Origin of the sequence: Mesorhizobium sp. M0518, from assembly GCF_040321125.1 — a bacterium.
Lineage (GTDB): Bacteria > Pseudomonadota > Alphaproteobacteria > Rhizobiales > Rhizobiaceae > Mesorhizobium.
In genome coordinates, this window is the sequence record NZ_JAMYQY010000050.1 from 1 (window position 1) to 8035 (window position 8035).

Sequence of the window (8035 nt, forward strand, 5' to 3'; positions counted from 1 at the left end):
GCCGCGTGTTCTCGTCCTCCAGAGCCTTCAGTCGCCGAGCCTCGGAGACATCCATCCCGCCGAAGCGGGCCTTCCAGTTGTAAATCGAGGCGTCGCTGACCCCGTGCTTGCGGCACAGATCGGCAACCGATACCCCGGCCTCATGTTCCTTCAAAATTCCGATGATCTGCTCTTCAGAGAAGCGGCTACGTTTCATGTCCTGGTCCTCTCGATGGGCCAGAACGAACTTCAAACCGGATTAGATCAGAGGGGCAAGGTCTGAGGAAGTCGAGAAACTCGGCCGCGCGGTGGCGCTTGCAGCATTTGCCGATCACGAAGCCCGAGGCGATATCGAGGGCTGCGAACAAGCAAGTGGTGCCGTGACAGACATAGCTATGGCGTGAGCGACTTCACCCACTACGGTCAATTCGTCAGGTGTAGTTCGGGCGCGTTACTATGCCTTCGTCAGCTTGGCCCGGTACTCCTCATCCAAGATGGCGGGCAGGGATATCTTCTTGGTTCGCCCGCCGTCGACGGAGATCATTTCACCGCTAACGAAACTGGATTCTCACTAGCTTAGTTTCCGTCCATAAACGCTTCTTTTTGCGAACATTTGCAACCACTTGCCGTTCGTCGACACGTTTTTGGGAGGATGGGCAGGATCTAGAGCACGTCCTGTTTAATCCGGATCATATCCTGCGGCTTTGAAGTAGTTGGCACATTCGGCTGGGGTGAAGAGGTCGACGACCGCGCCGACCGCGTCCCAGAGAGCCTTGATGGTTCTCTCGGCCTTTGCTCGCAGCAGCGCCTTGAGTTTGGCGAAGGCGTTCTCAATCGGATTGAAGTCGGGACTGTAGGGCGGCAAGTAGAGCAGGCTCGCGCCTGCGGCCTCAATCGCGTCGCGCACGCCGGCGGCGTTGTGGGCGGGCAGGTTGTCCATGACGACTACGTCGCCCTCCGACAATGTAGGGACCAGCACCTGCTCGACATAGGCCAGGAACACGTTGCCGTTCATGGCGCCGTCGTAGACGAAGGGCGCAGTCATGCCCGTCAGCCGCAGCGCTCCGGTGAAGGTCGTGGTCTTCCAGTGGCCATGCGGCACGCCGGCCCGGCAGCGCTCGCCGCGCGGCGCTCTTCCACGCAGGCGGGCCATCTTTGTGGAGAGGCCGGTCTCATCGATGAACACGAGCTTCGCCGGATCAAGATCGAGCTGGCCGTCGAACCAGTCCCGGCGCCGCTTCAGGATGTCGAGGCGACCCTGCTCCAGTGCGTGCGCGGACTTTTTTTGAATGTCCAGCCGTGACCGCGAAGCCAGGCGCTCAAGGCGCTGCGGCTGATCCGCACTGACTGCTCGGCGACGAGCCGCTCCACCATCTCGTTCAGCCTGATGTCCTTGCGCTCCTCGATCAGCCCGACGATGACGGCTTCATGCGCATCGAGGCTGGAGGCGCGGCGGCGGCCCTGCGGGCGTGGCGCCAGTTCGCCGATCTTCGCCCGCGCAATCCAGCGGATCGCGCGGACACTCCCACGCCGAACCGCGCCGCCGCTTGCCGCGCCGACATGCCCTCGTCCGAAGCCTTCAAGACCCGCGACCGAAGATCACCGCTCAATGCTCTTCCCATCGTCCACCAACATCGAGGTGGATGTTGAATCAGCACAAAACGCAGCCGTCACATCACAATCGATTCATCGATCACAGGACGTGCTCTAGGACGCTGGGATCGGCGCAAAGGGCGATGTGGGCGCAATCGCGCGCACGCTGCGAGGCCCAGCTCTGGCCGGTGCGCCGCAGTTCCGATGGTGGCTCGGCATCAGGTCGGTTTGAGACATGCGAAGAGGACGAGATTGTGGGCTACGACCGAGGACCATATGTAGCTCTTGAAGTGATCAATGCCGCGCCAGGTGCAGCGCGCCAAGCCGTAGGCGCGCTTGAGGCATGAGATGTCGGCCTCGATGCCGGCACCGAAGTTGCGCAGCTTGCGGTAAACCCAATTGCTTCTAACCATGTCCTTGATCCTGAGGCCGGCTTTCTTGTGGAATGCCATGTCGCGAACGCCCAAGATCTTGGCTGTAGCCAGATTGTCGCGACTGGCAAAGCCGCCGTCGGCCGCCGCCTGCCGCGGCGCGTGACCATAGAAGGCGATGTGGCGTTCCAGCATGGGCAGCAATCGATCGCTGTCGCGCGGATTGCCCGCCTCGATCACCAGATCGAGGATCATGCCGCTCCTGCCGGTGGTCAGGTTGAGCTTGTGGCCATATTCGGTGTCGCGGCTGCCTTTGACGATGATATCGGCATGGGACTCGAACAGGCTGACCAGCTTGTCGCTGGCCGGCACCAGCTCGCCGGCCAACACCCGCCGCTCACTTTGTGTGATGATTTGCTCGATCAGCGGCCGATAGTGACAGACCTGGGCCTGCCAGAGTTCGATGAGTGGGTTGGCCGCCACGGCCAATTGCGCCGTCGCCTGCCGCAGATAGGCCAAGGTGGCGTGGGCGATCCCGATCAGTTCGTGGTAGAGCAGAACACGATTGGGTCGACCGCGTGTGAACTGGATCTTGCGGGCGCGCTTCTTGGCCGCGCGGCAGTGATCGTGCCATGCCAAGCCGGCGCCGCCGGCCAAGGCATCAGCCTGCTTCAACAGGCGCACCACGATTCGGACGGCGTCCCACAGCAGGCTGCTGTCGCTCGGTGTCGATGCCGGCTCAATACTCCCCAGAAGTGCCGTTTGAATCTTCCCAGTATAGCGCTGCCGCCGGTCTTCCGGAGCGCGCTCCGGGAGACCGGCGGCGCGTAATCGTTGATGCTTCTCCTGATGGTCGGGAGAGGGATTTCGGTGATCAAGATCGGGGAGATGACGATGATACTGGATTTGCATCGGCAGGGCCTGTCGGTGTCGGCGATCGCCAGGGAGAGCGGGATCGACCGCAAGACGGTGCGCAAATACATTGAGCGCGGGCTCGAGGCTCCGGCTTACGGACCGCGCAAGCCGCGTCAGGCGGTGATCGATCCCTTCACGGCCTATCTTCGCGAACGCGTCACCCGATATCCCGGACTCACCGGCAGCCGGCTTTTCCGGGAACTGAAGGATCTCGGCTATGGCGGCGGCTACACGGCCGTCACCGACTTCCTGTGCGACGTTCGTCCTGCCGCGGCGGAGCGTGGATACGAGGTTCGCTTCGAGACCCCGCCCGGCGAGCAGGCGCAGGTCGACTTTGCCCAGTTCAATGTCGTCTTTGCCGATGAGCCGACCACGCCGAGAATCGTCTGGCTATTCTCCATGGTGCTTGGCTTCAGTCGCCTTATCTGGGCACGCTTCGTCGTCCACCAGGATCTGCCGACTGTCTTGCGCTGCCATGCTGGGGCTTTCGAGGCGCTGGGCGGCGCTCCTCGCGAAGTGCTTTACGATCGTATGAAGACGGCTGTGATCGGCGAAGGCGATACCGGCGGCATCGTCTACAACCGTGCCCTCGTCGATCTTGCCCGCCACTATGGTTTCCATCCCAAGGCGTGTCGGCCTTACCGCGCCAAAACGAAAGGCAAGGTGGAGCGACCATTCCGTTACATTCGCGAGGACTTCTTCCTGGCCCGGTCCTTTCGCAATCTCGAAGACCTGAACGTGCAGTTGCGTCACTGGCTGGACACGGTCGCAAACCCGAGAGTTCACGCCACCACACTGCGTGTCGTCAACGAAGCTTTCGCCGAGGAGCGGGCAGCGCTGCGGCCGCTGCCTTTGGCTCCGTTCCGATCGGTCCTGAAGCCTCGAGCGACGCATCAGCCGGGAGGGCATGGTCAGCGTCGGTGCAATTTCTACAGCGTGCCCGACGCCACCAGGCGCCGTGTCGTCGAGGTGCACACGCTGGCCGAAGAGGTACGCATCTTCGAGGACAGCGCGCTGATTGCCACCCATCCCATTCTCGAAGGCCGGCATCAGCGTCATGTCGAGCCCGGGCATCGCAACATCCACGTCCACAAGCGCCGACAAAGATTGAGGAACGACGAGCTCATCCTTCATGGCTCAGGCGACAGGGTCGCTCAGCGCCCGTTGGCCTTCTACGATGCCGTCACCCGGGTGATGGCGAAGGAGCAGCGTCCATGACGAATGCGCTCGATACCACGCCATCCACAATCGACCGGATCCGCCACGATCTCGTCGGCCTGAAGATGCCACGAGCGCTCGAAGCGCTCGATCATATCGTGCGCCGGCTCGAGCAAGGCGAGATCGCCGCCCTCGAAGCCATGGACATCCTCCTTTCGGAAGAGTTGACCCTCCGCGACAACAGCCGGATCAAGACGGCACTGCGCATGGGGCGCCTGTCCTTCCTACCGGGTGAAGTTGCGACAATTCCCGCTCGATCAAGCTTCGGTCCGGGTGCATCTCGAGATACGCACGATTCAGCTCGGCATCGATCCAACCGGGACACACGGTATTGCAACGTATACCATCCGGCCCGAGGTCAACTGCCAGTCCCAGCGTGAGACCATGCACGCCGGCCTTCGTGGCCGCGTAGGCAGTATGCCAAGGGTTGACCATATAGCCTTCCACCGACCCGATGTTGACGATCGTTCCCAAGCCGCTACGTCTCATTTCCGGGACCACGTACTTGGCCATTAAAAACGGACCCCGGAGATTGACCGCCATGAGCCCGTCCCAATCCTCGGCAGTCTGTTCGTCGATGGACTTATGAATGACCTTACCAGCATTGTTGACCAGTACATCGATCCTGCCGAACCTCAGTAGGACCTCGTCAACGAATGCTCGGATCGAAACCTCCTTGGTGACGTCTAGATGCAAAAACACGAGCTCGGGAACGCTGCTGCCAAAGGCGGCAGGCTCCCCAACCAGGTCGCCGACGACAACCACTGCCTCTTCTTCAGCGAGCCTCTCGGCAATCGCCCGCCCTATTCCTCGGTTGCCGCCCGTCACGACGGCAACCTTGCCTGATAGCCGGTTACCCATGGATCCCTCCTATCCTGCCGCGAAGCCGCCATCTATCGGAACAGCGACGCCGGTGATGTGCCTCGCCTGTTCGCTCGTCAGAAACACCGTCAAGCTCGCTATTTCCTTCGGCGTGGCGAGGCGCCCCTGCGGTATTGAATCGGTATTCCTCTGCAGGATCTCGTCCGCCGTAGCCGGCTTGTTGTGAGCCGACACGAGCATGGGTGTATCAACGGCCCCGGGACAGACGGCATTGATGCTGATTTGCTCTTTGGCGTGATCTAGGGCCATGGCTCGAGTGAGCAGAACCACCGCGCCCTTTGACGCACAGCAGGCAGCCAGATTCGAACAACCAACCAAGCCAACGTTGGAGGCTATGACAATGCTCCCGCCACCGGTCGTTCGCATGGACTTCACTGCGGCGCGGCTAAAATAGAAGCGCATCCGAATGTCTGGCGCCAATCGTCATCCGAGGTTTCAACCGCAGTTCCCCGCCGGATAATTCCGGCGCTGTTGACCAGGACATCCACCTTTCCATACCGCTCGACGGTAGAAGCAATGACTTGGTCGGCGAAGCCGGAATCAGCTACATCACCGAGCATCAATTGAGCTGGACAACCGAGTTTCTGAACCGCGTAGCGTTGGCCACGCTCGTGATCGCGGCCAACTAAGACGAGTGAAGCGCCCATTGCGCCGAAGGCCTGTACGACGGCGTCCCCTATCCCGGACGTTGCGCCGGTAACGATAACGACCTTTTTGGATCCGTCATAATGCAGAGCGTTTTTAGCTTGGCGTCGCGGAGAAAGGCGGGTGGCGAGAGCGCGCTGAGGTGGATCGCGACGGTGAGCTAAAAACGTGTTGGACTAAGCCGCCGGCACGGGTGGCCGCTATGGGCGTTCAATCAGGCCGTGGCCATGAACAGGCATGGCGTGGGTGCGGATGCGGTCGTGGACGCAGCGATTGCAGGGGTCGCGTGCGCCGAAAGCGGCACGGATATAGGTTCGGCAAAGTGAGGACCGGCGTCGCGCCTTGCCCGGCAAAGGCAGCCGGGGGTGACGGCGCGCAGCTTCGCGGGACCGACTCGGTTTTCCGGCCGAACGGCTCGTGCGATGCGGTGACGGCGAAAGCGGAGCGGTTCTTTCATGACGTATCCCAGTACGGCGGGGGTCCAGTGGCGCCGTCGAAGATTTCGACGATGATCATCTGGCCTTGACGACAGGCGGGGCATTGCCTGAGGGAATGACCGGTGAGATCCTCATAGCGGTCGCGGTAATCCCTTTCGGATGAGCCATCCGACGGCTCGGGAACCGGCATGCCGAGCAGGACGCGGCAGTGGGCGAGCTTTTGTGCGCGGTGGCGATTGCCGAGAAAGCCGTAGTAGCGGATGCGATGGAAGCCCTCGGGCAGGACGTGCAACAAGAAGCGGCGAATGAACTCGTCGGACGCGACGGTCATGACCTTCTGCCGATTGCCGTGCCGGTAGTCCTTCCAGCGGAAACGAACGGCGTTGTCCTCGATGTCGATGAGGCGGTTGTTGGAGATGGCGACGCGGTGCGTATAGCGCCCGACATAGTCGAGCACGTGGGCAGGTCCGGCGAAGGGCGGTTTGGCAAAGACGACCCACTCAGCCTTTCGTAGCGGCGCCAAATAGCGCCGGAAGCCGTCGCGCTCGCTCAGGTGCTGCAGGCCAGAGAAGAACTTCAACTGGCCGGCGTCGAAGGCTTTCTCCAGGTGCTCCAGAAACAATCGTCGGAACAGGCGTGAGAGCACCCGGACCGGCAAGAAGAAGCCGGGCTTGCAGGCGATCCACGGACGACCGTCGGCAGACAGGCCGCCGCCAGCGACGACGCAGTGCAGATGCGGATGATGAAGCAGGTTCTGGCCCCAGCTGTGTAGCACGGCGAAGAAGCCGATCTCGGCGTCCAGGTGCTTGGGATCGGCGGCGATGGTGCGCAGGGTCTCGGCGGCGGCGCGGAAGAGCAGGCCGTAGACGAGCGCCTTGTTCTGATAGGCGATGGCGGCAATGTCGCCAGGCAACGTGAAGACGACGTGAAAGTACTGTGTGTCGAGGAGCTCGGCGCGACGATCCTCCAGCCATTGTGCACGGGCCAGCGATTGGCAGCGTGGGCAATGCCTGTCGCGGCAGCTGTTGAAGGCGATGCGCCGAAGGCCGCATTGATCGCATGCTTCGACGTGCCCGCCGAGCGCGGCGGTCCGGCACAGTTCGATCGCCGTCATGACGCGGCGCTGGGCGGTCGACAGCGACGCATCATGCTGTGCGCGATAAGTGTCTCCGTAGCGGCGGAAGATGTCCGCCACTTCCGGCCCCGAGCGGGCCATCGGCGCGAGCTCAGAAGTACTGCGGCTTGGCGGGCGGCGGCGGGGTGGGCGCCGGCCTCGGCAAGAGCTCGAAGGGGCTCGACGTGGCGCAGACCTTGTTGGTGGCGATCCGCAGGTAATGGGCGGTGGTCGCGAGGCTGCGGTGACCGAGCAGCAGTTGAATGGTGCGCACATCGGCGCCGGCCTCCAGCAGATGGACGGCGAAGGCGTGGCGAAGCGAATGGGGCGTGACCGGCTTGGACAATCCGGAGCGGTCGCGCGCTTTCGCGCAGGCGTGTCCCACCGCATCCCTGGTGATCGGCTGGCCGGAACGATCGCCGGGGAAGAGCCACTCCTTTGGCCGCCGCACCTTCCAGTAGCTGCGCAGGATCTCCAAGAGCTTGGGCGACAGCATCACATAGCGGTCCTTCTGGCCTTTGCCCTGCTCCACGCGGATGACCATTCTCTGGCTGTCGATGCCCGTGGGCTTCAGCTGCACCGCTTCCGAGATGCGCAAGCCGGCGGCATAGCAAGTGGTCAGGATGGCGTGGTGTTTGACGTCGAGGACGCAGCCGAGGAACCGCTGAACTTCCTCGGCACTGAGGATGATCGGCAGCTTCTGCGGCTTCTTGGGAAGCGGCAGGACCTCTTCAGGCGCCCAATCCCTCTCGAGCGTCACATTGTAGAGAAAGCGCAGCGTAAGCGCGTAGCTGATGCCGTTTAGCGCTGGTAGTTCCAAGGCATGAGCGCCTCGATGTTGCTGTTTGGCCAACCATTGGCGATGCGCTCGAGGGTTTGGG

5 protein-coding genes and 6 pseudogenes are annotated in these 8035 nt (G+C 62.3%); 2 read left to right on the top strand and 9 right to left on the bottom strand.

Translation table 11 applies throughout. The features are described 5' to 3' along the window. The 4 genes and pseudogenes from NKI66_RS32380 to NKI66_RS32395 form a co-directional block, all read right to left on the bottom strand. Nucleotides 1-196: transposase (locus NKI66_RS32380; RefSeq protein ID WP_292235143.1), on the bottom strand; the 196-nt coding region annotated here is incomplete at its 3' end. A gap of 61 nt (nucleotides 197-257) precedes the next feature. Beyond that, a pseudogene (locus tag NKI66_RS32385) lies at nucleotides 258-386 on the bottom strand (IS630 family transposase); the annotation flags it as partial. 272 nt (nucleotides 387-658) lie between these two features. Then, nucleotides 659-1601, bottom strand: a pseudogene (locus NKI66_RS32390) (IS630 family transposase). Nucleotides 1602-1790: 189 nt separating this feature from the next. After that, a pseudogene (locus NKI66_RS32395) lies at nucleotides 1791-2669 on the bottom strand (ISNCY family transposase); the annotation flags it as partial. A gap of 144 nt (nucleotides 2670-2813) precedes the next feature. Here NKI66_RS32395 and istA point away from each other — a divergent pair. Both istA and NKI66_RS32760 read left to right on the top strand, forming a co-directional pair. Further along, nucleotides 2814-4076: pseudogene (gene istA, locus NKI66_RS32400) on the top strand (IS21 family transposase). Beyond that, a pseudogene (locus NKI66_RS32760) lies at nucleotides 4073-4297 on the top strand (AAA family ATPase); the annotation flags it as partial. The pseudogenes istA and NKI66_RS32760, both read left to right, overlap by 4 nt. Here NKI66_RS32760 and NKI66_RS32405 read toward each other — a convergent pair. The 5 genes and pseudogenes from NKI66_RS32405 to NKI66_RS32425 all read right to left on the bottom strand — a co-directional run. Beyond that, nucleotides 4266-4937, bottom strand: coding sequence for an SDR family NAD(P)-dependent oxidoreductase (locus NKI66_RS32405; protein WP_352754055.1), 672 nt, complete (start codon nucleotides 4935-4937; stop codon nucleotides 4266-4268). The pseudogene NKI66_RS32760 and the gene NKI66_RS32405 overlap by 32 nt on opposite strands. Nucleotides 4938-4946: 9 nt before the next feature. Continuing rightward, complete coding sequence (locus NKI66_RS32410) at nucleotides 4947-5360, bottom strand: SDR family NAD(P)-dependent oxidoreductase (RefSeq protein WP_352754056.1); 414 nt, start codon at nucleotides 5358-5360, stop codon at nucleotides 4947-4949. Next, nucleotides 5330-5692, bottom strand: coding sequence for an SDR family NAD(P)-dependent oxidoreductase (locus NKI66_RS32415; protein WP_352754059.1), 363 nt, complete (start codon nucleotides 5690-5692; stop codon nucleotides 5330-5332). Before NKI66_RS32415 ends, NKI66_RS32410 begins: the two co-directional genes overlap by 31 nt. A gap of 364 nt (nucleotides 5693-6056) precedes the next feature. Next, nucleotides 6057-7256 carry an IS91 family transposase gene (locus NKI66_RS32420; RefSeq protein WP_352754057.1) on the bottom strand — a complete coding sequence of 400 codons (1200 nt, stop codon included), beginning with the start codon at nucleotides 7254-7256 and terminating at the stop codon, nucleotides 6057-6059. Between the two features lie 10 nt (nucleotides 7257-7266). Beyond that, nucleotides 7267-7935, bottom strand: a pseudogene (locus NKI66_RS32425) (tyrosine-type recombinase/integrase); the annotation flags it as partial. Between the last annotated feature and the right edge of the window lie 100 nt (nucleotides 7936-8035).

What these genes read in the sequence shown, in the direction of transcription:
- NKI66_RS32420 (WP_352754057.1), bottom strand. Translation starts at nt 7,256, where the DNA reads ATGGCCCGCTCGGGGCCGGAAGTGGCGGACATCTTCCGCCGCTACGGA.
- NKI66_RS32410 (WP_352754056.1), bottom strand. Translation starts at nt 5,360, where the DNA reads ATGCGCTTCTATTTTAGCCGCGCCGCAGTGAAGTCCATGCGAACGACC.
- NKI66_RS32405 (WP_352754055.1), bottom strand. Translation starts at nt 4,937, where the DNA reads ATGGGTAACCGGCTATCAGGCAAGGTTGCCGTCGTGACGGGCGGCAAC.